Source organism: Streptomyces sp. NPDC007896 (assembly GCF_042959425.1).
In the GTDB taxonomy this organism is placed as follows: Bacteria; Actinomycetota; Actinomycetes; order Streptomycetales; family Streptomycetaceae; genus Streptomyces.
In genome coordinates, this window is the sequence record NZ_JBIBKX010000004.1 from 120,986 (window position 1) to 144,298 (window position 23,313).

Annotated in this window: 25 protein-coding genes; 21 read left to right on the forward strand and 4 right to left on the reverse strand. The window is 70.2% G+C overall.

The window, feature by feature from the left end; translation table 11 throughout:
• The first annotated feature begins 102 nt into the window (after window positions 1–102).
• From cpaB to ACFZDJ_RS15245, 16 genes are all read left to right on the forward strand, one after another.
• Window positions 103–816, forward strand: a complete 714-nt coding sequence (gene cpaB, locus ACFZDJ_RS15170; RefSeq protein ID WP_168495122.1) for a Flp pilus assembly protein CpaB — start codon at window positions 103–105, stop codon at window positions 814–816.
• A gap of 123 nt (window positions 817–939) precedes the next feature.
• Window positions 940–2,559 (forward strand): AAA family ATPase, encoded by a 1,620-nt coding sequence (locus tag ACFZDJ_RS15175; protein ID WP_391059830.1) that lies wholly within the window; start codon window positions 940–942, stop codon window positions 2,557–2,559.
• Complete coding sequence (locus ACFZDJ_RS15180; RefSeq protein WP_390932474.1) at window positions 2,556–2,921, forward strand: TadE/TadG family type IV pilus assembly protein; 366 nt, start codon at window positions 2,556–2,558, stop codon at window positions 2,919–2,921. The genes ACFZDJ_RS15175 and ACFZDJ_RS15180 overlap by 4 nt, the downstream gene beginning before the upstream one ends.
• A gap of 44 nt (window positions 2,922–2,965) precedes the next feature.
• The gene (locus ACFZDJ_RS15185; RefSeq protein WP_391059383.1) at window positions 2,966–4,306 is read left to right on the forward strand and encodes an ATPase, T2SS/T4P/T4SS family; all 1,341 of its coding nucleotides are present in this window, start codon (window positions 2,966–2,968) and stop codon (window positions 4,304–4,306) included.
• A 28-nt stretch (window positions 4,307–4,334) separates the two neighbouring features.
• A complete protein-coding gene (locus ACFZDJ_RS15190) occupies window positions 4,335–5,276 on the forward strand; it encodes a type II secretion system F family protein (RefSeq protein ID WP_384912429.1) in 942 nt (313 codons plus the stop codon).
• Window positions 5,277–5,292: 16 nt separating this feature from the next.
• Window positions 5,293–6,183, forward strand: a complete 891-nt coding sequence (locus ACFZDJ_RS15195; RefSeq protein ID WP_095852807.1) for a DUF5936 domain-containing protein — start codon at window positions 5,293–5,295, stop codon at window positions 6,181–6,183.
• Window positions 6,183–7,616, forward strand: a complete 1,434-nt coding sequence (locus tag ACFZDJ_RS15200) for an ATP-binding protein (RefSeq protein WP_391059386.1) — start codon at window positions 6,183–6,185, stop codon at window positions 7,614–7,616. Before ACFZDJ_RS15195 ends, ACFZDJ_RS15200 begins: the two co-directional genes overlap by 1 nt.
• Window positions 7,609–8,340 carry a response regulator gene (locus ACFZDJ_RS15205; RefSeq protein ID WP_390932468.1) on the forward strand — a complete coding sequence of 244 codons (732 nt, stop codon included), beginning with the start codon at window positions 7,609–7,611 and terminating at the stop codon, window positions 8,338–8,340. The genes ACFZDJ_RS15200 and ACFZDJ_RS15205 overlap by 8 nt, the downstream gene beginning before the upstream one ends.
• A 105-nt stretch (window positions 8,341–8,445) precedes the next feature.
• A complete protein-coding gene (locus ACFZDJ_RS15210; protein ID WP_101400396.1) occupies window positions 8,446–8,685 on the forward strand; it encodes a hypothetical protein in 240 nt (79 codons plus the stop codon).
• Window positions 8,685–9,281, forward strand: coding sequence for a pilus assembly protein TadG-related protein (locus ACFZDJ_RS15215; RefSeq protein ID WP_391059832.1), 597 nt, complete (start codon window positions 8,685–8,687; stop codon window positions 9,279–9,281). The genes ACFZDJ_RS15210 and ACFZDJ_RS15215 overlap by 1 nt, the downstream gene beginning before the upstream one ends.
• Window positions 9,282–9,296: 15 nt before the next feature.
• Window positions 9,297–9,890: a hypothetical protein gene (locus tag ACFZDJ_RS15220; RefSeq protein ID WP_391059389.1), complete on the forward strand. Its 594-nt coding sequence runs from the start codon at window positions 9,297–9,299 to the stop codon at window positions 9,888–9,890.
• Window positions 9,891–9,892: 2 nt separating this feature from the next.
• Window positions 9,893–10,549, forward strand: coding sequence for an OmpA family protein (locus ACFZDJ_RS15225; protein ID WP_391059392.1), 657 nt, complete (start codon window positions 9,893–9,895; stop codon window positions 10,547–10,549).
• Between the two features lie 12 nt (window positions 10,550–10,561).
• On the forward strand, window positions 10,562–11,182 hold the full coding sequence (locus ACFZDJ_RS15230) for a dihydrofolate reductase family protein (protein WP_391059395.1): 621 nt from the start codon (window positions 10,562–10,564) through the stop codon (window positions 11,180–11,182).
• Window positions 11,183–11,222: 40 nt separating this feature from the next.
• Entirely contained in the window at window positions 11,223–12,095 is an 873-nt protein-coding gene (locus ACFZDJ_RS15235) for an LLM class flavin-dependent oxidoreductase (RefSeq protein ID WP_390932459.1), read from the forward strand.
• Between the two features lie 38 nt (window positions 12,096–12,133).
• Entirely contained in the window at window positions 12,134–12,385 is a 252-nt protein-coding gene (locus ACFZDJ_RS15240; protein ID WP_391059398.1) for a hypothetical protein, read from the forward strand.
• Window positions 12,386–12,484: 99 nt separating this feature from the next.
• Window positions 12,485–13,258 (forward strand): methyltransferase domain-containing protein, encoded by a 774-nt coding sequence (locus ACFZDJ_RS15245; protein WP_391059400.1) that lies wholly within the window; start codon window positions 12,485–12,487, stop codon window positions 13,256–13,258.
• Window positions 13,259–13,295: 37 nt separating this feature from the next.
• Here ACFZDJ_RS15245 and ACFZDJ_RS15250 read toward each other — a convergent pair whose 3' ends face one another.
• Together ACFZDJ_RS15250 and ACFZDJ_RS15255 are read right to left on the reverse strand one after the other, a co-directional pair.
• Window positions 13,296–14,444 carry a DNA glycosylase AlkZ-like family protein gene (locus ACFZDJ_RS15250; protein ID WP_391059403.1) on the reverse strand — a complete coding sequence of 383 codons (1,149 nt, stop codon included), beginning with the start codon at window positions 14,442–14,444 and terminating at the stop codon, window positions 13,296–13,298.
• Between the two features lie 278 nt (window positions 14,445–14,722).
• Window positions 14,723–15,058: a DUF192 domain-containing protein gene (locus tag ACFZDJ_RS15255; RefSeq protein WP_390932451.1), complete on the reverse strand. Its 336-nt coding sequence runs from the start codon at window positions 15,056–15,058 to the stop codon at window positions 14,723–14,725.
• A gap of 575 nt (window positions 15,059–15,633) precedes the next feature.
• Here ACFZDJ_RS15255 and ACFZDJ_RS15260 point away from each other — a divergent pair.
• From ACFZDJ_RS15260 to ACFZDJ_RS15275, 4 genes are all read left to right on the forward strand, one after another.
• Complete coding sequence (locus ACFZDJ_RS15260; RefSeq protein ID WP_101400405.1) at window positions 15,634–16,407, forward strand: isoprenyl transferase; 774 nt, start codon at window positions 15,634–15,636, stop codon at window positions 16,405–16,407.
• A 297-nt stretch (window positions 16,408–16,704) separates the two neighbouring features.
• Window positions 16,705–18,030, forward strand: coding sequence for a PhoH family protein (locus tag ACFZDJ_RS15265; RefSeq protein ID WP_101400406.1), 1,326 nt, complete (start codon window positions 16,705–16,707; stop codon window positions 18,028–18,030).
• 455 nt (window positions 18,031–18,485) lie between these two features.
• Window positions 18,486–19,178, forward strand: coding sequence for a transglycosylase SLT domain-containing protein (locus ACFZDJ_RS15270; protein ID WP_391059405.1), 693 nt, complete (start codon window positions 18,486–18,488; stop codon window positions 19,176–19,178).
• Window positions 19,179–19,312: 134 nt separating this feature from the next.
• Window positions 19,313–20,755: an AI-2E family transporter gene (locus tag ACFZDJ_RS15275; protein ID WP_390932446.1), complete on the forward strand. Its 1,443-nt coding sequence runs from the start codon at window positions 19,313–19,315 to the stop codon at window positions 20,753–20,755.
• A 266-nt stretch (window positions 20,756–21,021) separates the two neighbouring features.
• Here the strand turns inward: ACFZDJ_RS15275 and ACFZDJ_RS15280 are convergent, their stop codons facing one another.
• Together ACFZDJ_RS15280 and ACFZDJ_RS15285 are read right to left on the reverse strand one after the other, a co-directional pair.
• Entirely contained in the window at window positions 21,022–21,555 is a 534-nt protein-coding gene (locus ACFZDJ_RS15280; protein ID WP_101400409.1) for an alkyl hydroperoxide reductase, read from the reverse strand.
• A gap of 6 nt (window positions 21,556–21,561) precedes the next feature.
• Window positions 21,562–22,116, reverse strand: a complete 555-nt coding sequence (locus tag ACFZDJ_RS15285; protein ID WP_390932444.1) for a redoxin domain-containing protein — start codon at window positions 22,114–22,116, stop codon at window positions 21,562–21,564.
• A 233-nt stretch (window positions 22,117–22,349) separates the two neighbouring features.
• On the opposite strand from ACFZDJ_RS15285, the gene ACFZDJ_RS15290 reads away from it, so the two are divergent.
• Window positions 22,350–23,303, forward strand: a complete 954-nt coding sequence (locus ACFZDJ_RS15290; RefSeq protein ID WP_352046034.1) for a LysR substrate-binding domain-containing protein — start codon at window positions 22,350–22,352, stop codon at window positions 23,301–23,303.
• Window positions 23,304–23,313 lie beyond the last annotated feature (10 nt).

Below are 23,313 nucleotides of genomic sequence, written 5' to 3' on the forward strand. Positions count from 1 at the left end.
TCGACATGTCGAACAACACGTCGAAGAACACACGCTGAACCACGCCAGGCACGACCGCTCGACCCCGCCCGTCCCCGCCCCACGATCGAGGTTGTTCGCGTCATGAACTCACGCCAGCGCCGCGGCGTCATCCTGCTGGTCCTCTCGGTCCTGTGCGCCCTGGGCGCCTTCGCCGGAGTGCTCTCGGTGATCCGCGACGTGAACTCCAAGGTCGGCCCGGAGGTGGCGGCGTACCGCCTGAAGGACGACATCGCGCCCTACAAGGAGCTGTCGGCCGACCAGTTCCAGAGGGTCTCGATGCCCAAGCGCTGGCTGTCGAGCACGGCGGTCACGAGCCTTGGCCAGATCCGCGGGAAGATCGCCGTCACCCAACTGGAGAAGGGCTCCCTGCTCCAGACCGACATGATCGTGGACCGGCCCGCACTGGAGGCGGGCCAGCAGGAGATCGCGATCATGATCGACGCGGCGACCGGTGTGGCCGGAAAGATCGACCCGGGCTCCCGGGTCAACATCTACGCCACCTTCAAGGCCGAGAACGACAAACAGAAGGACCAGTCCAAGGTCATCGTGGCGAACGCCCGCGTCATCGACGTCGGCAAACTCACCGCCCTCGACCCCGGGCAGTCCAGCAACGACCGGCGCAACAGCGCCACCCAGGCCGTCCCCATCACCTTCGCGCTCGACACCGCCGACGCCCAACGCGTCGCGTACGCCGAGTCGTTCGCCGAACACGTCCGCCTCGCCCTGGTCGCGGGCGGCTCCGACGCGACCGTCGCCCCCGGCGACCGTACGTACACCCTCGACGAGGACAAGTAGGAGGCCGCGCATGAGGTCCATCCCCACGGGACTGCGCCGATGGCCCCGCACGAGGCCGACGACTACGGGGTCGATGACTACGGGGTCGACGACCACGAGGTCGATGGCTACGGGGCAGCGCCGATGACCATCCGTATCCTCCCGGCCGTCAGTGACGCCGACTCGGCCCGCGCGCTCGCCACCCTGCTGAGCCAGCTCGCGGACGCCGAGCCGGCCCCGCCCGTCCCCGACTCGACGGCGCTCCTCGACACCCTGGCGCGGCTCGCCGCCGAGTCCCTCGACGAACTGCCCGAAGTCGTCCTGGTCCACGAACGCATAGGTCCCGTACCGGCGTTGGACCTGATCCGCGACGTGGTCATGCGCTTTCCCGCGATCGGCGTCGTCTTCATCACCGCGGACACCAGCGCCGGTGTCATCACCGCCGCCATGGACTCCGGCGCCCGCGGCATCATCGGCCTCCCGCTGGGCTACGACGCCCTCGCCGAACGCGTCCAGGCCGCCGCCGGGTGGTCGCTCGGCATGCGCCGCCACCTCGGCAGCGGCACGCCCGAGCTGTACGCGGGCCCCGGCGGCACCGTCGTCACGGTCACCGGGGCGAAGGGCGGCGTCGGAGCGACGGTCACCGCCGTCGAACTCGCCCTCGCCGTGCAGGCGTCGGGACGCAGCGTCGCGCTGGTGGACCTCGACCTCCAGTCCGGGGACGTGGCCTCGTACCTGGACGTCCAGTTCCGGCGGTCGATCGCCGACCTCGCCGGAATCAGCGACATCAACCCCCGCGTCCTCCAGGACGCCGTCTACACCCACGACAGCGGAGTGGGCCTGCTGCTGGCCCCGGCCGAGGGCGAACGCGGCGAGGAGGTCACCGACCGGGTCACCCGCCAGGTACTGAGCGCTCTGCGCTCCCGCCATGACGTCGTGGTCGTCGACTGCGGCGCCCAGATGAACTCCGCGACCGCCGCGGCCGTCGAGATGGCCGACCGGGCCCTCCTCCTCGTCACCCCCGACGTCGTCGCCGTCCGCGCCGCCAAACGCATGGTCCGCATGTGGGACCGCCTCCAGATCCGCAAGGCGGAGGAGACGACCACGGTCGTCAACCGTTTCGCCCGCGGTACGGAGATCCAGCCCTCCCTCGTCGAACGCGTCACCGGCACCAAGGTCGCCCGCACCCCCGTCCCCGCCGCCTTCAAGGAACTCCAGTCCGTCGTCGACGCGGGGCGCCTCCAGGACCTGGACACCCGCTCGACGGTCAAGCAGGCGCTGTGGGCGCTGGCGGGGGAGCTGGGGCTGGTGGTCGCCCAGGAGCCCGGCGGGGGCGGCGGCAGGCGCCGCAAGGCCTCCTCGGACCGGGGCGCGCTGGCGCTGCGGCGGCGGGGCGGCGACCGGGGCGCGGTCACCCTCGAATTCGCCGGCATGTTCCCGATCCTGCTCGTCGTGATGACGATCCTGTGGCAGTGCGTGCTGTACGGCTACTCGTACTCGTTGGCCGGGAACGCGGCGGACGAGGCGGCGCGGGCGGCGACGGCGGCGTACGCGGTCCACGGTGACGTACCCGGGGTGTGCCAGACGGCCGGGAGCAAGCATCTGCCGGGCGCCTGGAACGGCGCCGAGATCAGCTGCGACGCGGCGGGCTCGGTGATGAAGGCCACCGTGAAGGTCGACGTGCCGCTCTTCTTCCCGGGCTTCGACGCCGGCTTCAAGGTGAAGGCGGACGCGGGCGCCGCGCTGGAGGGGAACAACGGATGAGGCCCTTACGGTGGCTGAGGCGTCGGCTCCGTGACGACCGGGGCGTCTCCATGCTGGAGTTCGCCGGGTTCCTGCCCATCCTGCTCGTCATCGGGATGGCCGCCATCCAGCTCGGCCTCATCGGGTACGGGATCAACCAGGCGGGGACGGGGGCGCGGGCGGCGGCACGGGTCGCCTCGCAGGGCGGCGACGGAGGGGCGGCCGGACAGGCCGCGGTGAGCGGCTGGCTCAAGCCGAACGTGAAGCCCAACGAGGGCGCCGACCTCACCACGGCGACGGTCACCGTGAGTGTCCCCGGAGTCATCCCCTTCTTCGGCCCCTATCCGGTGACCCGCCACGCCACCATGCCCACCGACAAATGAACCGGAAACGGACAACCGACGCATGACCGGGAGGAGCTGAACCCATGAGCTTGCGCAGCCGACTCTCCACCCCCGACGAGTCGGGCCCCGCCCGCGAGGACGGACGCCTCGTCGCCGTCTACCGAGCCAAGCTCCTCGAGGAGATCGACCTCGCGGAGATGTCGAGCCTGGCGGCAGCCGAACGCCGGGTACGCCTGGAGCGCGTGCTCGGCCACATCATCAGCCGTGAGGGCCCGGTCCTGTCCTCCGCCGAGCGCTCCCAGCTGATCCGGCGGGTCGTCGACGAGGCCCTCGGCCTCGGCGTCCTCGAACCGCTGCTCGCCGACGCGTCGATCACCGAGATCATGGTCAACGGGCCGGACTCCATCTTCGTGGAGCGCGCGGGACGGGTCGAACAGCTCCCTCTCCGCTTCGCCTCCCACGACCAGCTGATGCAGACCATCGAACGCATCGTCTCCACGGTCAACCGCCGCGTCGACGAGTCCAACCCCATGGTCGACGCCCGGCTGCCCACCGGTGAACGCGTCAACGTCATCATCCCGCCGCTCGCCCTGACCGGCCCCACCCTCACGATCCGCCGCTTCCCCCGTGTGTACACCCTGCCCGAACTCATCGATCTCGGCTCGCTCGACGAGCAGATGCTGATGCTGCTCGCGGCCTTCGTGCGGGCCCGTTTCAACGTCATCGTCAGCGGCGGCACCGGCAGCGGGAAGACGACCCTGCTCAACGCCCTCTCCGGCCTCATCCCGTCCCGAGAGCGCATCATCACCATCGAGGACTCGGCCGAACTCCAGCTCCAGCAGGAACACGTCATCCGGCTGGAGTCCCGCCCCCCGAACGTCGAGGGCAAGGGCCAGATCACCATCCGCGACCTGGTCCGCAACTCGCTGCGTATGCGCCCCGACCGGATCATCGTCGGTGAGGTCCGCGGCGGTGAGACCCTCGACATGCTCCAGGCGATGTCGACCGGTCACGACGGGTCCCTGGCCACCGTCCACGCGAACTCCGCCGAGGACGCCCTCATGAGGCTCCAGACCCTCGGCTCGATGTCCGAGGTCCAGATCCCCTTCGAGGCGCTGAAGGACCAGATCAACTCGGCCGTGGACGTCGTCGTCCAGCTCACCCGCCACGCCGACGGCTCCCGCAAGGTCACCGAGATAGCCCTGGTCGTCTCGCACGGCCGCGAGCAGTTCCGTGTCGTCCCCGTCACCCGCTTCGTCCCCCGCCCCGTCGGCCCCGACCGTGTCGTACACGGCCGTTTCGAGCACCTTTCGCTGCCGCGCCAGGTCGCCGAGAAGCTGTACGTCGCAGGTGAGCCGCTGCCGCCCGCGTTCGGCGTGGCCGAGGTCCTCGACGTTCTCGACACGAGGCGGGCCATCGGATGACCAACCCCGCCCCCGAAGGGAGGCAGCCATGAACGACCCCGCACTCCTCGCCCTCGGCGCCACCGTGCTGTGCGGCACCCTCGCCGTCGCGGGCGTCCACACGTACGCCTCGGGCCGTGCCCAGCGCCAGGCCCTCGTCGACCGCCTCTCCGGCGGCGGCCCGCTGCGCACCGCGGCCGGCCGCGTACGCCGTTTCGCCGCGATCGACCGCCGGCTGCGCCGCACCCGCCTCGGCCGGACGATCCACCTGCGCCTGTCGGCGACGGGCCTGGATGTGACGGCGGGGGAGTTCGCCACGTACGTCACCGCCGTCGTCGTCGCGCTGTGGCTGATGGCCGCGTCGGTGCTGGCCCCCTTCTTCGGTCCGATCGCCGCCCTCGTGGGCGTGTGGAGCGCGGCCATCTTCCTCAACTGGCAGCGCCAGAAACGCATCGAGGCCTTCATCGGCCAACTCCCCGACGTGGCACGTCTGCTGGCCAACGCGACCGCCGCCGGACTGGCCCTGCGGACGGCACTGGCGATGGCGGCGGAGGAGCTCGAAGCCCCAGCGGGCGAGGAACTCGCGCACGTGGCAGACCAGTTGATGTTGGGCCGCACCATCGACGACGCCCTCGGCGAACTCTCCGAGCGCCTCCCCTCACGCGAGCTGATTGTCCTCGTCACGACCCTGGTCCTCGCCAACAAGGCGGGCGGCTCGGTCGTCAGCTCCCTGCGCAACCTCACCCACACCCTGGAGGACCGCAAGGAGACCCGCCGCGAGGTCCGCACCATGCTTTCCGAGGTCAACGCCACCGCCTTCACGGTCCCGATGCTCGGTCTGGGCTCGCTGCTCCTGATCAACTCCTCGAACGAGGGTGCGCTCGCCCGCGTCACCGGCTCCGGCCTCGGCCAGACCCTCGTCCTGATCTCGCTGGGCCTCTACACCGTCGGTTTCTTCGTCATCCGCCGCCTCGGCAAGATCGAAGTCTGAGAGAGGAGGGGTCACGTTGCTCGCGCTGCTGCTCGCCCTCCTGACGGCCGGGGCCGTCGCGGGCGCCCTGCTGGGCATCCGCATGATCCGCGCCGACGCCAAACTCCCGAGCGACCTCGCGCTCGCCCTGGAGGTCGGCGGAACCCGCGTCTCCACCGCCGAGTCCGCCGTCGACCGCCTCGGCATGCGCTTCGCCCCCACGGTCCTGCGCCTCATGGGCCCCCGCCGGGTCGAGGCCAAACGCCGCCGCATCGACATGGCGGGCAACCCCGGCGGCCTGACCCTCAACCGCTACGCCGCCCGCCGCGCGGTGTACGGCGTCTTCGGCGTCGTACTCGGCCTCGTCTTCCTCTCCAACGGCCAGCTCCTCTTCGCCGTCCTCACCCTGACCTTCGGGCTCGTCGCCGCCGACGCCCTCATCTGGCAGGCCGTCCGCGAACGCAAGGAGGTCATCGACCGCACGCTCCCCGACTTCCTCGACGTCCTCGCGGTCGTGGTCTCGGCGGGCCTCGGCTTCCGCCAGGCGCTGGACCGGGTCGCGGAGAAGTACGAGGGCCCCTGGGCGGACGAACTGCGCATCACGCTCCGCCAGATGGACATGGGCGTCAGCCGCCGCCAGGCCTTCGACGAACTGCGCAAGCGCAACTCCTCCGAGCAGGTCGCCCAGTTCGTCTCGGCGCTCCAGCAGGGCGAGGAGCTGGGTTCCCCCATCGCCGAGACCCTCATCCAACTCGCCACGGACATGCGCCGCACCGACGCCCAGAACGCCCGCCGCCGCGCCGCCAAGACCATCCCCAAGGCGACGATGGTGACCCTCGTCTTCATGCTCCCGGCGACGATGATCCTGATCGCCACGGGCATGTTCCTGGGGTCCGGCACGAACTTCGGCTCGATCCTGGGCCGCTGATGAACAGCCGCCGTACACCCCTGCCGCGCCCGTCACCGCTCTCGACGCTGTCCTCTCTCTCGCTGTGGCTGTCGCAGCCCCCGCCGTGGCTGACCCGCCTGTGGGCGCGACGGCACCTCGCGAGCACCGAGGACGGCTACCTGGCCGACGACGCCCCGGCCCCCGGCAGCGTCCGCCTCCAGCTCAACGCCCTCCAGGCGCTGTGTCGCCAGGCCTTCGGCGTCCGCCTCGCCGCGATCGCGATCGGCGCCCCCTTCGCGATGACCAACGCCGTGAACGGCCCACCCCGCTACACGGTCCTGGTCGCCGCCGTCCTCGGCGTCATGGGCTCGTACGCCATGCTCAGGGACTGGGAACGGTTCGGCCCCCGCCTCCTCGCGCACCCCGGCCTCATGGCCGTGGACCTGACCTTCGGCGCGGTCCTGCTCCTGACGGCGTCGCCCGCGTCCCCCCTCGCGTACGCGACGGTCTGCACTCCACTCCTGGCGGGCCTGCTGTACGGCTGGCGCGGCTCGGGCATCTTCACCGGCCTCCAGCTGATCGTGCTGGTGACGGTGTACAGGGCCTGGCAACACCACCCGGGGTCGGGCGCCAGCACCCTGCTCGTCGCGGGTTTCTGCGTCGGCGCGGGCATCATCGGTGTCACCCTGCGAAACCTGATGTTCCGCTTCGGTACGGCGAGCCAGGCGCTGTCGGAGGCGAACTCCCGCCTGGCCGTCGCCGAGGCGGTGGAGTCCGAACGGGCCCGCCTGGCCCGCGAGATGCACGACTCGGTCGCGAAGACCCTGCACGGCCTGGCGCTGGCGGCCGAGGCCCTCGCCGCCTCGGCCGCCGCCGGGGACGCGGACCCGCACACGCTGGGGCGGCAGGCGACGATCGTCGCGGGAGCGGCCCGCCGGGCGGCCGTGGAGTCCCGCGACCTCCTCTCCGACCTGCGCCGCCACACGGACCTCGCGCGTGCGAACACGGACGTCCTGTCCGAACTCGACGCCCGCGTACGAGCCTTCGAAGCCCGCACCCACCTCCCCACTTCCCTTCACCACCGGGGCGAGCCCCCGACCCTCCCGTACGCCACCGCCCACCACGTCCTGGCGATCGTGTCCGAGGCGCTGGAGAACGCGCACCGCCACGCGGACGCGACGCGGGTGACGGTGGAACTCGACGTGTCGGAAGCCGAGTGCGCCGTACGCGTACGGGACGACGGAGTCGGTCTGCCCCCGCCCGTCGCCCTCGACGACCCGACCCTCGACGACCTGACCAGATCCGGCCACTTCGGGCTGCTCGGCATGGCGGAGCGAGCCGCGTCGCTGGGCGGCCGTATCGACCTGACCCGTTCCCCGCAAGGAGGCGCGGAGATCCACCTGACCCTCCCGCGGTCCTCCGCCGCCCCCCACCCCGCCCCCATCCCCCAAGAGGAGGCCGCACATGCCTGACCAGGCACTTCCCGGCCCGAACCTCCGTGTACTCGTGGCCGACGACAACCCGGTCGTCCGGGCCGGCCTGGCCGCGCTGCTCGACGGCCACCCGGACCTCCAGGTCGTCGCGCAGGCGGCCGACGGCGAGGAGGCCATCGCGGCCGCCACCCGGCTGCGCCCGGACGTCGTCCTCCTCGACGTCCGCATGCCCGGCACGGACGGGCTGACGGCCCTTCCCGCCCTCTCCCTGCTCGCCCCCGTGATGATGCTGACCTACAGCCGCGAACCCGAGGTCGTGGCCGAGGCGTTGCGCCGGGGCGCGGTCGGCTATCTCGTCCACGGCGAGTTCACGGCCGCCGAACTGATCTCCGCCGTACGGGAGATACGGCACGCGAAGGCGACTGTCCCGGATTCACTCGGTGTTTCGTACGAACCGAACGATTTCTCTTCGCATCTGCAACCACTTGTGGGACAGTCGTCGAAGGTTCGCCCCGGCTATGCGGCGAGGCTGCGCCGTCGCGTGCCCAACCGGCTCGACTTCGGCCTGAGTTCACGGGAGGTGGAGGTCATGGATCTCATCGCGTCCGGCATGAGCAATCAGCAGATCGCCGCCGCGTGCTTCATCAGCGAGAAGACCGTCAAGAACCACATCAACCGCATCTTCGCAAAGCTGCACAGTTCCTCGCGCAGCGAAGCGATCGCCCACTGGCTGGGCACGGCACGTGAGGGGTGGAGCCGATGACTCCACCCACCCGAAGTTGGGCCCCTGGGCCCACCCGGAGTAGGCGCGGTCTCACGTACGGTGCTCGGGTCGGTAGTGGTGGCGTCGGGTGGGAGGACAGGGGCCATGGTGACGAGGGACTGGACGCTGAGGGCGGGAGTCCGGGTGGAGACCTGGGCGAAGACCGTCGCCGGTCGGATGCGGGGCCGCGGACGGGACGCCGGCGCCGGTTTCGTGGAGTACGCCGGGTTGATGATCATCATCGCCGGGATCTTCACGCTGATCGATCAGATCGGCCTGGACGGGATGATCTCGGGTGCGATCCGGGACGCAGTCCAGAAGGTCACCGGTGGAGGCGGCGGCTGATCCACCCGGCCCGCAGCGACCGAGGACAGACCCTTCCCATCTACATCTGGTTGTCGGGGATTCTTCTCTTCGCCGCGCTCGCCTTCTTCGTGTTCGCCCAAGCAGCGTCCGCCCGGAATGGAGCTCAATCCGCGGCGGACGCTGCGGCGTTGGCGGCCGCACGGGACTCCCGGGACGAGCTGATGACAGGCTTGACGGGGGCCGTGGGCAAGGATGACCACTGGCTGGACTGGCTCAAGGGAAACCTGTTCAAAGGCACCGGAGCCGCGGCTGCGGCCGGTCGGCTGGCCGCCGAGAACGACTCGACCGTGCACGGTTTTACCCCAACCGCAGTGAACGGATTTCCGGGCTACCGAGTGGATATCGAGACCCGGTACACGGTTGGCAAGTCGATCATTCCCGGCACGGACAAGAACGCGATGGCCCATGCCACCGCTGTCATCCAGCCGCGCTGTGACTTCGATCCGGCTGCGGATCCCAAGAAGCCCGTGGAACTGAACTGCGACGGACAGCCCGTCGACATCGACCCCGGAAAGTTCCATCCGGGCGACCTTCCGGACGCGTCCGTGCTGTTCTCTGTGCATCTGGCCGAGTGAGAGGAAGCCGTACCGATGGATCTCCGGCACACCATGAAGGGCCGACGGGCACTGGCCGCGATGGCCATCACGACTGGGTTGCTCCTCACGGTGTCCGGTTGCGGCGGGGGGGACGGAGGTGACAAGCCGAGCGGGACTTCGACCTCCCAGTCGAGCAAAGGCGGCAACGGAGGTAAACCGCAGGCGTCTTCGACACCGAGCCAGGCGGCGGCACTGGCGGAGGTGAAGGGCGGCGACATCACACTCACCGTCACCTCGGCCGTCCGTGACCAGGGCGGCTATATCACCGTGAGCGGCAAGGTGACCAATGGAGGCGGCCAGTTCTGGATCGCTTCGAACTGGCGGGGTGACGAGCGAGAGTTGCTCGGTAACGGTGCATCCCTCGCCGGAGCTTCCTTGATCGACAGCAAGGGCAAGAAGAAGTACCTCGTCCTGCGGGACACCCAGGGGCGCTGCCTCTGCACGAAGTTCGACGGCGGTGGTGTGGAAGCGGGCCAGTCGGCCGACTGGTTCGCCCAATTCCCCGCACCCCCCGCCGACACCACCAACGTCGACTTCCAGGTCGGCTCCATGCCCCCCGCCTCCATCCAGATCTCCGACGGCGAGTGACCATGGCCCTCCCACCCCGCAGCGCCGCGACCACGCTCACGGCCCTCGCCGTACTGGCCGCGCTGAGCCTCACCGGCGGCCCGGCGCACGCCGACGGCACCGACCCCAGCGCCCCGCCGGGCAGCGTCACCACCTCCCCACCCCCCACCGTCGACCCCACCAGCCCCGGCCTGAAGCTCGCCGACGGCGCCACGCTCGCGCCGGCCAAGGTGTTGGACATCAAGTCGGTCGTCGAGGACCTCGGTGGTGAGGAGCGGCGGGAGGACACGAACTCGGACGTGACGTTCGCGTTGCAGGCCGAGGTGCTGTTCCCCAAGGACAGTTCGAAGCTGAACCCCGACGCCCGTTCCCGTATCCAGGCGATCGCGGACGAGATCAAGAACCAGAAGGCGACGACAGTCAGGGTGTTCGGGTTCACCGACAACCTCGGCTCGTACGCCCACGGCCTGGTCCTCTCCAAGAAGCGCGCGGAGATCGTCCACGACGAACTGGCGGCGGTGCTCGGCTCGACGGACGTCACCTTCGAGGTGCGCGGCTACAGCGAGGACTACCCGATCGCCGACAACACCTCGGAGGAGGGCCGCCGGAAGAACCGTCGGGTGGAGGTGACGTTCCCACGTGGCGCGGCGAACAGTGGGTCCTCGGGAGCCCAGAGCTGAGAACCTGGTGTCATGAGAAGAATCGTCCTGATGATGTCGGTGTCCCTGGACGGATTCATCGAGGGACCGAACCGCGAGATCGACTGGCACCGCGTCGACGCGGAGCTGCACCGCCACTTCAACGAGGAGATCAGGAAGCTCGGCGGCCTGCTGGACGGCCGGGTCACGCACGAGCTGATGGCGGGGTTCTGGCCGACGGCCGACCAGGATCCGGACAGCCCGGACAGTACGCCCGAGATGGTCGAGTTCGCGGGGATCTGGCGGGACATCCCCAAGTACGTGTACTCGCGGACACTGGAGCGGGCCGACTGGAACACCACGATCGTCCGGGACGTCGTACCGGACGAGGTCAGGGCGCTCAAGGAACAGCCCGGTGGGGACCTCGGCCTCGGCGGCGCCGACCTCGCGGCCGCGTTCCTGCGGCACGACCTGGTCGACGAGTTCCGGGTGTACGTCCATCCGGTGTTGATCGGCCGCGGCAAACCCCTGTTCCCGGAGTCGCACACCCCGACCGATCTGCGGTTCGTCGAGTCACGGGCCTTCGGCAACGGGGTCGTACTCCTGCGCTACGAACGCGACAGCACCGTCATCGTCCCCGCCACTGCTACCGACCCCGGAACCGCCGACACGTAAAGGAGTTGTCCGCGAGTCGGGGCATCGGTAGGAAGGCTCCATGACTGTTCTCGGCGTTGTGTTCCGGCCCCAACTGCCCCCCGAGCGTCTGCGGGCCGTCGCGCGCGCGGCGGACGACGCGGGCCTGGAGGAGCTGTGGCTGTGGGAGGACTGCTTCCTCGAAGGGGGCATCTCGGCCGCGGCGGCCGCCCTCGCCTGGACCGAACGGGTCCGGGTCGGCGTGGGCCTGCTGCCCGTCCCGCTGCGGAACGTCGCCGTCACCGCGATGGAGGCCGCCACGCTGCACCGGATGTTCCCGGGGCGCGCGATCCTGGGCGTCGGCCACGGCGTCCAGGACTGGATGGGGCAGGTCGGGGCGCGTGCGGAGTCGCCCGTGACGCTGCTGCGCGAGCACCTCGACGCGCTGCGCGCGCTGCTGCGGGGCGAGCGGGTCAGCACGGACGGCCGGTACGTGAAGCTGGACGGCGTCGCCCTCGACTGGCCCCCGGCGGCGGCACCGGAGGTGCTCGCGGGCGCCACCGGGCCGCGTTCGCTCCGGCTCTCGGGGGCCGCCGCCGACGGCACCGTCCTCACCGCCGCCACCGCGCCGGAAGGGGTACGGCGGGCGCGCCGACTCATCGACGAGGGGCGGGAGTCGGCGGGCCGGACCGACCACCACCGGGTGATCGTCTACCTCCACACGGCCACCGGACCGGACGCGGCGGCGCGGCTGCGCGCCGAGATCGAGGCGAACGGTGAGGATCCGCTGCCGGAGCACGGCGTCGCCGGGGACGCGGACGCGGTGGCCAAGGCCGTACAGCGCCTCGCGGAGGCCGGCGCCGACACCGTGGTCCTGCAGCCCACCGCCGACGAACCGGACCCCGAGGCCTTCGTACGGTTCGCGGCCCGAGAGGTCCGTCCGCTCATCGTGTAGGCCGGTCGTTGTCAGTGCCCGCTGCCACACTCGTCGGTATGAGCGATGACGACGTACGGCTGAGGGACGCGGTCGAAACCGACCTCGACCTGTTCCTGGCCTACGAGCAGGACCCCGAGGCGGCCCGGCGCTCGAGGTTCGAGCTGGAGAGGAACCGCCCCCTGTACGCCGATCCCTTCACCGGCGACACCGCGTCCATACGCCTCCTGGAACGGCACGGCTTCCAGCACCACGGGACCGTCCGCCACGGCAACGACGACCACACCCTGCTCGTACTCCCCGAGGAGTGAAAGCACCGGCGACGAGCGCCCTGGACACCTGGCCCCGGCCCCCCGTTGCCCGGTGGAAAACGCCTCGCCTCCCCGCCGCCCCGTTGAGAAGATCCCCCCATGACCACCACCCGTACCTTCGAAGCTCTCGTCGACGAGGCCGTGGCCGCGTCCGTCGAGGGGTGGGACTTCTCCTGGTTCGAGGGGCGCGCCACCGAGGAGCGGCCCTCGTGGGGGTACGCGCGGGCGATGGGGGAGCGGCTCGCGCACGCGTCCGCCGCGCTGGACATCCAGACCGGTGGCGGTGAGGTGCTGGCCTCGGCGCCGACGCTGCCCCCGCTCACCGTCGCCACCGAGGGCTGGCCTCCGAACGTCGCGAAGGCCACCGCCCTGCTCCACCCCCGTGGCGCCTTGGTCGTCGCCTCTCCCGAAGACGCCCCGCTGCCCTTCGCGGACGCCGCCTTCGACCTGGTCACCAGCCGGCACCCGGTCACGGCGCACTGGTCCGAGATCGCGCGCGTCCTGCGCCCCGGCGGCACGTACTTCTCCCAGCAGGTCGGCCCGGCGAGCGTCTTCGAACTCGTCGAGTACTTCCTCGGCCCGCTGCCGGAGGACGTCAGGAACGGCCGGCACCCGGACCGCGCCCGCGCCGCCGCCGAGGCCGCCGGGCTCGACGTCGCCGACCTGCGCGCGGAGCGGCTGCGCATCGAGTTCTACGACATCGGTGCCGTCGTCCACTTCCTGCGCAAGGTGATCTGGATGGTCCCCGGCTTCACCGTCGACCGGTACCGGACCGAGCTGCGCGCCCTGCACGAGCGGATCGAGGCGAAGGGCCCGTTCGTCGCCCACAGCGCCCGCTTCCTGATCGAGGCGCGCAAGCCGCGTCGTTCCTAGGGGTCCGCGGGATCCCCGGGAGGGCTCGCGTTCAGGCTCATGCGTGCGGGCCCGCCGTCACCCTCCCCACCACCAACTCCGCCCCCGCCTCCAGGATTTCACCCACCCGTTCCACCTGCTGCGCCAACTCCCTCTCCCGTGCCGCCGTCAGCCCTTCCAGCGGCTCCACGGTGACCGTCGTACGCCGTCCCCGGCGCCGCTGGTGCCAGACCCCGGCCACCACGCCGTCGACCAGCAGCACGGGGAAGTTCCCGGCCTGGCCGCCCGCGAGGGCACGTGCGTACGCCGGCCCGGGGAACAGCACCTCGCGGGGCCCCGCGGCGATGGCGTACGCGTCGAAGTACGGAAGCAGCCGCACCCCGCTCACCGGCGTCCCCGGGAACTCCGTGTCGCCCGCCGCGATCCACGCCGGCCCTTCGAAGTCGACCTCCTCGATGACCCCCGTACCCGCCAGCGAGGCGAAGAGCTCGGTGGCCCAACCACGCGGAGCCGCGGCCCACTTGGCGAACCGCCCCGGCGTCGCCGGTCCGTACGCGCGCAGATAGCGCCCTACGAGCAGGGCGAGCCCCTCGTCGGCGGCGAGCGGTTCGAAGTGCGGGGGCCGGGTGTACGTCGCCTTGCGGCCCCGGTTCGGGGCGAAGCACAGTGCGCCGCGCTGACCCGCCCGGTGCATGACCTGCCGCCAGCGCGGCCACATGCCCTGGAACGCGGGCATCACCAGGTCCCCGGCCCAGGACCCGGTGCGCGCCACCACCTCGTCGCTCAACTCGTCGATGGTCAGCCGCGTGCCGTCCAGGGCGTTCCCGATCGCCGCCACGACCTGGTCCGCCTGCTCTTCGGTGAGCCGGACGGCGGGCGCGAAGGGGCTCCGGCCGGACGGGATCGCCGTCAACGCGGCCGTCCAGAGGGGGAGTTCCGCGGTGGGGAGCAGATGTACGGTGCCGCGCGGACCGTACGTCTTCACCAGCGACCCGTCCTCCCAGAGCGCGGCGCGTACGTCTGCCCGCGTGACTCCCTCGGCGCGTACGCCCACCGACACCTCGGCCGCCGACAGGACTTGCGCGTGCGCGCCGAGCATCGCGCCGACGGTGTCGGCGACCGGAGTCCCGCCGCGCGCCGGAACGGCCAGGAACTGGCGCTCCATTCGCCGCGCGCTCGCCTCGTTCCATGTGATCTTCAGGGGCATGCGGCGAAGGTAGGCGGGAATGAGGTCAGATCCTGTCCGCTGGAGCGTCCGGGAACCGATTGACCGAAAACACCCCGATGCGACCATCCATGAGTGAGATGTCCGTCCGTATGACGGACTTCCGCACAGGGTTTCCACATCGTTATCGGGGGTGGGTCGTCCGGGGTGTTCGCCTCACGTAAGTTCAGACCAAGGTAATTCGCGTGAGCAAAGCTGCGCGTGTGGCACCGCGCAGTGGAGGGGGCTGCGCGGTGCTGCGCTCCCTGTCTGAAGTCACGTCACCGGTCGTGCACCGTGACCTGTGCCCCGCGCCGTACACCCCATCGCTGCATCGTCCCGGCCTCCGCCTCCAGGATGTGGCGGGAGCGTGGGCGGGGGCGCCCCATACGCCCCGGCTTCATCGTCCGTACCGCCAAGACGCGGAACTTCCGGTCCAAATAGGCGACGTCGATCGCGAACCGCATCCCCAGGGTGTGCACCGCACTGGCCGGCGAGAGCAGCAGGGCCCCGTCGATCCCGTCGCGCCCGAGCAGTCCACGGCGCCGGGCGCGGGCCGACACGGCGACCTCCAGTGGCACCGGTGCGGGGATCCCCGGCGTGGTGAGCATGGCCATGGGTGCGAAGTTAGCGGCGCCGTCAAGCGGGCGACACGGGCGCGCGTCACTCTCCCGGAGTACGTGGGGGCGAGTCGGCGGGGAAGACCCAGTTGGTCGCAAACCCTCCGGATCTCTCCGTTTACCTCTCCATTCCCTTTGAATCCGCTGTGATTCGGCCATGGTCAAGCCCTGAATGGGAGGTTCCGCGACCACCGTGGCGTCGCCGTCCGATTTCGGAGAGTAGTTGTGGCACGCCGATGCACGCAGCATCACTTACGAAGGGTTATGGTGGAAACCCCCCCTCGGGCCGGTCCGTCTCCCCCCCACGGACCGGCCCGTTTTTTGTGCCCCCACACCCCACCCCACCGCCGCCTCCGCCTGCGCCCCCGTGCGCCCCCCTGCCCTCGGGAACCGGCCCTGGTGACACAGCGCCCCCACCCCGGCCCACTTGTCGGACCACAGACACCTCTTGCGGGGCCGTTGGTTTCACGGGGGTAGGCTTCGCCCCCGGGGACCGTCATATGGACAGGGGTTGCGCTGAGCGAGGCCGCTCTGCCGCGCCCGTCCGATCCGCACGGAGGGGCTGACAACACGTGAACCTGCGGGACAACCTGCGCCGGCTGCTGCTCAGGTTCTACACGCGCAGGGTGGAGGGCCACCTCGACCACGACCAGGTGCCCAAGCACATCGGCGTCATCATGGACGGCAACCGGCGCTGGGCGAAGGCGGCGGGCAGCACGGCCGCCCAGGGGCACCGCGCCGGCGCCGACAAGATCGAGGAGTTCCTCGGCTGGTGCTCGGAGACCGATGTCGAGGTCGTCACCCTCTGGCTGCTGTCGACGGACAACTTCGACCGCCCCGAGGACGAGCTCGTCCCCCTGCTCGGCATCATCGAGGGCGTCGTACGCACCCTCGCCGCCGACGGCCGCTGGCGCGTGCACCACGTGGGAACGCCGGACATCCTGCCCTCCCAGATGCAGACCGCGCTGAAGGAGGCCGAGGAGGCCACCGCGCACGTCGACGGGATAGTGGTCAACGTCGCCATCGGCTACGGCGGCCGCCAGGAGATCGCCGACGCCGTGCGCTCCATGCTCCTGGACGCCGCCGACAAGGGCTCCTCGATCGAGGACGTCGCCGAGTCCGTGGACATCGACCTCATCGGCAAGCACCTCTATACGAGTGCCCAGCCCGATCCGGACCTGGTGATCCGCACCAGCGGCGAGCAGCGGCTGTCCGGATTCATGCTCTGGCAGACCGCCCACTCGGAGTACTACTTCTGCGAAGTCTTCTGGCCTGCGTTCCGCAAGGTCGACTTCCTGCGTGCCCTGCGTGACTACGCGGCGCGACACCGCCGCTACGGAGGCTGACCCAGGGGGGTGCGAGGGGTGCGCGTCACCCGGAGTTAACGAACGCGTGGTCACATGCTCTTGCATGGCCGCGCATGTTCGAGGGCATAAGCCATGCAGGTCGACGCCCGAACCACGGGTGTCGTATCTCAGCGGACGGCACGGGGCCGTCCGCCCGGGAGGCCCTTTGCACCAGCCCGACCGTGCGGTCCGTACGGACGAGACGGAGGGCCGGTCTCCGGCCCGCGCAATGCGGCCAGGACCGGTCCAGCTCCTCTCCGTCGCTCCCCGACCTCATCCGAGGGGGTACGTCCTTCCGTGGTGACCAGCACAAAGCGTCGTATGCCAGACCGGCGCACCTATGTTCTCGACACCAGCGTCCTGCTGGCCGACCCGAACGCCCTGAGCCGCTTCGACGAGCACGAGGTCGTGCTTCCGATCGTCGTGGTGACGGAACTGGAGGCCAAGAGGCACCATCCCGAGCTCGGCTACTTCGCCCGACAGGCCCTGCGCCTGCTCGACGAGTTCCGGGTGCGGTTCGGCCGCCTCGACGCCCCCATCCCGATCGGGGAACTCGGTGGGACCGTACGCGTCGAGCTCAACCACTCGGACCCCAGCGTCCTGCCCAGCGGGTACCGCCTGGGGGACAACGACTCCCGCATCCTCGCGGTCGCCCGCAACCTGCAGGCCGAGGGGTACGACGTCACCGTCGTCTCGAAGGACCTGCCGCTCAGGATCAAGGCCTCGTCCGTCGGCCTCCTCGCCGAGGAGTACCGCGCGGAACTGGCCATCACGGGCTCCTCCGGCTGGACCGGAATGTCCGAACTGACCCTGTCCGGTGAGCAGGTGGACATCCTCTTCGAGGAGGGACATGCGTACGTCCCCGAAGCGGCCGACCTGCCGGTCCACACCGGTCTGACGATCCAGTCGGAGCGCGGCAAGGCCCTCGGCCGTGTCACCTCCGAGGGCAACGTCCGGCTGGTGCGCGGCGATCGGGAGGCCTTCGGCATCAAGGGCCGCAGCGCCGAGCAGCGCATCGCGCTCGATCTGCTGCTCGACCCCGACATCGGGATCCTGTCGATGGGCGGCCGGGCCGGCACCGGCAAGTCGGCGCTCGCGCTCTGCGCGGGCCTGGAGGCCGTGCTGGAGCGGCGTCAGCACCAGAAGGTGATGGTCTTCCGGCCGCTGTACGCGGTGGGCGGGCAGGAGCTCGGCTACCTGCCCGGCTCCGAGGCCGAGAAGATGGGCCCCTGGGCGCAGGCGGTCTTCGACACGCTGTCGGCGGTCACCTCGCGCGAGGTCATCGAGGAGGTCACCGCGCGCGGCATGCTGGAGGTCCTGCCGCTCACCCACATCCGCGGCCGCTCCCTGCACGACGCCTTCGTGATCGTGGACGAGGCCCAGTCACTGGAACGGAACGTGCTGCTGACCGTTCTGTCCCGTATCGGCGCCAACTCGCGGGTGGTTCTCACCCATGACGTGGCACAGCGGGACAATCTGCGCGTCGGCCGGTACGACGGCGTGGTCGCCGTCGTGGAGAAGCTGAAGGGTCATCCGCTCTTCGCGCACGTGACACTGAACCGCTCCGAGAGGTCCCAGATCGCGGCACTTGTGACCGAAATGCTGGAGGACGGACAGATCTGACCCACCTGGCTCCATCTGGACCCATCTGGCACCACTTGACCCGATTGGTCAAAACGTGGTGGATGCACGGTAGTTGACGCCGCCCGGCAAAAGGCGAAGAGCCTAGCCGGGCGGCGTCTTCGTGCGCGCTTGTTTCCGCAAAACTCCTGGGGCAAACGGGGTGTGAGCTTTCACACGCAACGGGGAATTGCCTCGCGGCGTCGGGTTACGGCAGAGTCTCACTCCTGTCAGGCCCCGCATACGACACACGTGTACCCCCAGCGGTACCGCACCTCAGGAACACCAGAACTCCATAGAGTCGTCGTATGCCGCCCGCGCACCACGCGGCACTTCCGTCACGGGAGTTGCCCACCGGGCCCGTGCCTCCCGTGACCCCGTAGTTGGGAGGCCAGCGTTCAGGGGCACGATTGCGTCCGCGAGGGTCACCTAAGCGGGCGATGCTGGAAGGAAACCGTGTGAGCCGGATTTCGGTCCGGGGACTCGCAGTGGCTTCGGCCACCGCGGTCACCGCTGTCGGCGCCGTGAGTGGTGTTGCCTCGGGCAACACTGGCCAGCCGTCGAACGACGCCGAGGCGACGGCGAGTGACTCGACTCTCCTCGCGGACATACCTGCGGGCCAGCAGGCCCAGGTGCAGACCGCGTCCCTGACGCAGCAGGCCGATTCACAGGCCATCGCCGCGGACGCGAGCGCCAAGAAGGACGCGGAGGAGGCTGCCCGCAAGCAGGCTGCCAAGGACGCGGTCGCGAAGCAGAAGGCCGCGGCGGACGCCAAGGCGCGCAAGGATGCCGCGGAAGCGGCCAGCCGCTCCCAGACGCGTGCCACTGCCGCTGTCAGCCTGGCCCCGCAGTCCTCGTACACCGTCGCCGAGGTCCAGGCCATCGCGCGTCAGATCATCCCCAGCGGTCAGTTCCAGTGCTTCAGCAACATCGTGGACCACGAGTCCACCTGGAACTACCGGGCGCAGAACCCCTCTTCCGGCGCGTACGGTCTCGTGCAGTCGCTGCCCGGCAGCAAGATGGCGTCGGTCGGTGCCGACTGGCAGACCAACCCGGCCACGCAGATCAAGTGGGGCCTCAACTACATGAACGAACGCTACGGCAGCCCCTGCGATGCCTGGTCGTACTGGCAGGCTCACGGCAACTACTGAGCCGCCGTCACCTCCGGCCGCTCAACCTTTCGAAGCCCCTCCCCGTCCTAGGGTGAGGGGCTTCGGCCATGTACGGTCGGAACCGACGACTCCAGGGGGGAGTGGTGGGGAGAAGCGGGGGAAGAGGACGGATCATGTCGAGAGTGCCAGGGTTGCTCGGCCGGCTCGGCGCCAAGCTGACGGAGCTGGGTGCGCGGTTGGACGAGCGCCGCGCCGAGGTGGAGAAGGAGTCGGGGGGCTCGCTCGACCTGATCGACGAGACCGACGACCGGTCGCCGCGCGGCTCCACGACGACGGCATGGACGGACGCGAAGCCTTCCGCAGCCCCGGCCGACGCCGCTCCCGAACCCACCCCCGAACGTGAACCCGGATCCGATTCCGAGCCGGAGCCTTCCGCCGTTTCCGCCCCCGCCGCCCACTACACCCGTGGGCCGGAGACGGACACCCGGCCCGATCCCGTCCTGGCCGTGCCGTGGGGCGTACGGGTCGCGGCCGAGGCCGGCTGGCGGCTGCTCGTTCTCGCGGGCACCCTCTGGGTGTTGATGCGGGTGATCAGCGCCGTACAACTGGTCGTACTGGCCTTCGTCGCCGCGCTGCTCATCACCGCGCTGCTTCAGCCCACCGTGGCGCGCCTGAAGGGAGTGGGATTCCCCAGGGGCCTCGCCACCGCGCTCACCGCGATCCTCGGCTTCGTCATCATGGGGCTGGTCGGCTGGTTCGTGGTCTGGCAGGTCCAGGAGAACATCGACAACCTCTCGAACCAGATCCAGGACGGCATCGACGAGTTGCGCAAGTGGCTCCTCAACAGCCCGTTCCATGTGACGGACAAGCAGATCAACGAGATCGCCAAGAACCTGCGGGAGGCGATCGGCGCGAACACGGACCAGATCACGTCGGCGGGGCTGGAGGGCGTGACGGTCATAGTGGAAGCGCTGACCGGCATCCTCCTGACGATGTTCTCGACGCTCTTCCTCCTCTACGACGGCAAGCGCATCTGGGAGTGGACGCTGAAGCTGGTGCCGGCGGCGGCGCGGCCGGGGGTGGCCGGGGCGGGGCCCCGCGCGTGGCGGACCCTGACGGCCTATGTGCGCGGCACGGTGATAGTGGCTCTGATCGACGCGATCTTCATCGGCCTCGGCATCTACTTCCTGAACGTCCCCATGGCCGTGCCCCTCGCTGTCTTCATCTTCCTCTTCGCGTTCATTCCGCTGGTGGGCGCGGTGATGTCGGGGGCGTTGGCGGTGGTGGTCGCGGTGGTGACGCAGGGTGTGTTCACCGCGCTGATGACACTGCTCGTCGTGCTCGCGGTCCAGCAGATCGAGGGCCACATCCTCCAGCCGTTCATTCTGGGGCGGGCCGTGCGGGTGCATCCGCTGGCGGTGGTGCTGTCCGTCGCGGCGGGTGGGCTGGTCGCCGGGATCGGCGGGGCCGTGGTGGCGGTGCCGCTGGTGGCGGTCACCAACACGGTGGTGGGATACCTGCGTTCGTACTCCCGCGAGCCGGCCCTCCGCCATGCGCCGGAGCCGCGGGGCGCCACGGCGATCGATGTGGCCCCGGTACGCCCCCCATCCCCGTGACGATTCCCCCCGGGCGGGTGGGGGGCCGGTCGCGCAGTTCCCCGCGCCCCTGAAAGCCTGGGGCGCCGGGGCGTAGCGCCGTGCCCCAGGGGCGCGGGGAACTGCGCGCCAAGCCCCCACCGGCCCGCAGCCGAAGAAGCCACCTCGGGGGTCTGGGGGCGGAGCCCCCAGGTTGAGGAGGGGACGGGTAGGGGCGGCGGGGGCGAGAAAGCCAAGGCCCCGCCCACCCGACCAGGGTGAACGGGGCCTGAGTAGAGCGGCGGAGGTTACTCCGCGAGGACGGCTTCGGCGTCCAGCGTCGTGGCGACCGCCTGGATCACAGAAGCGATCTTGAACGCCTCCTGGATCGTCTCCCGGTCGACGCCCGCCTTGCGGAGCACCTGCTCATGGGAGTCAAGACACTGACCGCAGCCGTTCACCGCGGACACCGCCAGCGACCACAGCTCGAAGTCGACCTTCTCGACACCGGGGTTGCCGATGACGTTCATCCGCAGACCGGCCCGCAGGGTCCCGTACTCGGGGTCCGACAGCAGGTGCCGCGTGCGGTAGAAGACGTTGTTCATCGCCATGATCGCGGCAGCCGACTTGGCGGCGGTGTACGCCTCCGGCGACAGCTGAGCCTTCGCCTCCGGCTCCAGCTCCCGCAGCACCCGCGGCGACCGCGCCGCGATCGCACACGCCAGCACCGTCCCCCACAGCTGCTGCTGCGGAAGGTCCGAGTTGCCGATGACCGAGCCGAGGTTGAGACGCAGGTCCTTCGCGTAGTCCGGCAGGGCGGACTTCAGTACGTCGAGGGCCATGGAGGGTTACTCACCCGCCAGGAGCGCCACCGGGTCGAGGGTGTTCTCGCCCTTGGTCCAGTTGCACGGGCAGAGCTCGTCCGTCTGGAGCGCGTCGAGGACCCGGAGGACCTCCTTGGGGTTACGGCCGACGGAACCGGCGGTCACCATGGAGAACTGGATCTCGTTGTTCTGGTCGACGATGAACACCGCACGCTTGGCGAAGCCGTCCTCGCCCTCGATGCCGAGGTCCCGCATGAGCTCGTGCTTCGAGTCGGCCATCATCGGGAAGGGCAGGTCACGCAGGTCGTCGTGGTCCTTGCGCCAGGCGTGGTGCACGAACTCGGAGTCGCCGGAGAAGCCGAGCACCTGGGCGTCACGGTCGGCGAACTCCTCGTTCAGCTTGCCGAAGGCCGCGATCTCGGTCGGGCACACGAAGGTGAAGTCCTTGGGCCATGCGAAGATCACCTTCCACTGACCCTCGTAGGTCTTGTGGTTGATCTGCTGGAACTCCTCGCCCTTCTCCAGCGAGACACAGGCGGTCAGGTCGAACTCGGGGAACTTGTCACCGACAGTGAGCACGCGCTCTCCTTGCAGCAGGGAAAAGCCCCTTTTGGGGGCGTTTCCCGAGGGTTGGACGCTGCTGATGCTGTCACAAGCTGCATTGATTACGGAAATAGCTACACTCGGTCGTGTTGATCGACTGCAGCTATCAGTGACTATGAGTAAGAGGTACGGCCATGGCCAGCCCGCTGGGCAACGCAAGCTCCAAGGGCCCCATGAGCGGCAAGGGGGCCATGAGTGGCAAGGGAGTCATGAGCCCCAAGGGGAACGGGCGCCGTCAGCCGAGCCTCGCCCAGCTGCGCGCCTTCGCCGCCGTCGCCGAACACCTGCACTTCCGTGACGCCGCCGCCGCGATCGGCATGAGCCAGCCCGCGCTGTCGGGCGCGGTCTCCGTCCTGGAGGAGACGCTCGGCGTGACCCTCCTGGAGCGTACGACCCGCAAGGTGCTGCTCTCACCCGCCGGCGAGCGTCTCGCCGTCCGCGCGAAGGCGGTACTGGACGAGGTCGGCGCGCTCATGGAGGAAGCGGAGGCGGTGCGGGCGCCGTTCACCGGGGCGCTGCGCCTCGGCGTCATTCCCACTGTCGCGCCCTACCTCCTGCCCACCGTCCTCAACCTGGTCCATGACCGCTACCCGGACCTCGACCTCCAGGTCCACGAGGAGCAGACCGCCAACCTCCTCGACGGGCTGACCTCCGGCCGTCTCGACCTGCTGCTGCTCGCCGTCCCGCTCGGTGTGCCCGGCATGACCGAACTCCCGCTGTTCGACGAGGACTTCGTGCTCGTCACCCCGCTCGACCACTCGCTCGGCGGCCGGGAGGGCATCCCCCGCGAAGCCCTGCGCGAGCTCAACCTGCTCCTGCTCGACGAGGGGCACTGCCTGCGCGACCAGGCCCTCGACATCTGCCGGGAGGCGGGCCGGGAGGACGCGCCGGTCACCACCACGGCCGCGGGCCTGTCCACCCTGGTCCAGCTCGTCGCCGGCGGCCTCGGCTGCACCCTGCTGCCGCGCACCGCCGTCAAGGTCGAGACGACCCGCAGCAACCAGCTCCTGACCGGCTACTTCGCGGACCCGGCGCCGACCCGCCGGATCGCGCTGGCGATGCGCGCCGGGGCCGCGCGCGGCGGCGAGTACGAAGAACTGGCCGCCGCGCTCCGAGAAGCGCTGCGACCGCTGCCGGTACGGGTGTGGGACCGGGACGCCTGAGCGTCCCGGT